The 932-nt window shown below is 78.1% G+C and carries 1 protein-coding gene; it reads right to left on the reverse strand.

What is annotated here, in order from left to right; translation table 11 throughout:
- Positions 1 to 197: 197 nt before the first annotated feature.
- Positions 198 to 932, reverse strand: a 735-nt coding sequence (locus G5C65_RS37745; protein ID WP_241266356.1) for a DUF5134 domain-containing protein, incomplete at its 5' end; no start/stop codon positions are given.

Here is a 932-nt window from a genome sequence, read left to right on the forward strand (position 1 = left end):
GACAGGCCGTGGCCCCCGCCGTGTTCCCCGCCGTGCGCCGGTCCGTGCCCGCCGCCCGGGACGGACGCGGGGTGCATTCCGGGCGCCACGGGCCCGGCGCGGGACCCGGCGGCGTACGCGGCGCCGAACGCCGCGCCGAGCAGGAGCAGAGAGCTCAGCAGCGTGCAGGTGGTTCGCACCAGGTGACTCCAGGCAGTTCAGATCATCAGTACGTACATCACGGCCATCCCCGCCGCCATCACCCCGTGGCAGAGCAGGTCGTACGCCCGGCGCGCGGTTGCCGCGCCCGGCGCGGGCCCGGCCGTGCGGGCCTCGTCGAAGCCGCGGGCCAGCCACCACAGGGCGCAGGCCAGGAAGAACGCGGCGAGCACTCCGGCCGCCGTCCGGGCGTCCGGGCCGGTCAGGGACATCGTGGCCAGCCCGGACTCCGAGCCGCCGTGGTGCCCGGCGTGCTCTCCGCCGCCCGCGCCCCCGCTCCCGCTCCCGCCGGAGCCGTGCGCACCGCCGCTCATGGCGGCGTCCATCGCGTACACCATCCACGCCATGGCGGCCATCGCCGCTGCGTGCGGCAGGGAGCGCAGCGCCTCCCGGGCCCGGCCCGCGCGGTCGCCGCACGCCGAAGCGGCCACCGGGAACCACAGCGCGGCGGCGGTGAACAGCGCCGTCTGCGGCCCCACGGCCAGTTGCATGCCCCATGGCCACACCATCACGGCCATGGCCACCGCCATCGCCGCGTGCAGCGCGTGCGAGACCCGGGCGGGCCACCGGGGCGAGCGGACGGCGCGCCAGGCCGCGTAGCCCGCGAGCGCCGCGAAGACGAGGGTCAGTATCCAGCGCAGCCCCATCGCGGCGATCACGCCCGGCCTCCCTCGTCCGTACCGGAGCCCGTGCCCGCGACCGCCGCGGGCGGCGGCGGTGGCGGTGGCGGCGGC

Origin of the sequence: Streptomyces boncukensis, assembly GCF_011045075.1 — a bacterium.
Classification (GTDB): domain Bacteria; phylum Actinomycetota; class Actinomycetes; order Streptomycetales; family Streptomycetaceae; genus Streptomyces; species Streptomyces boncukensis.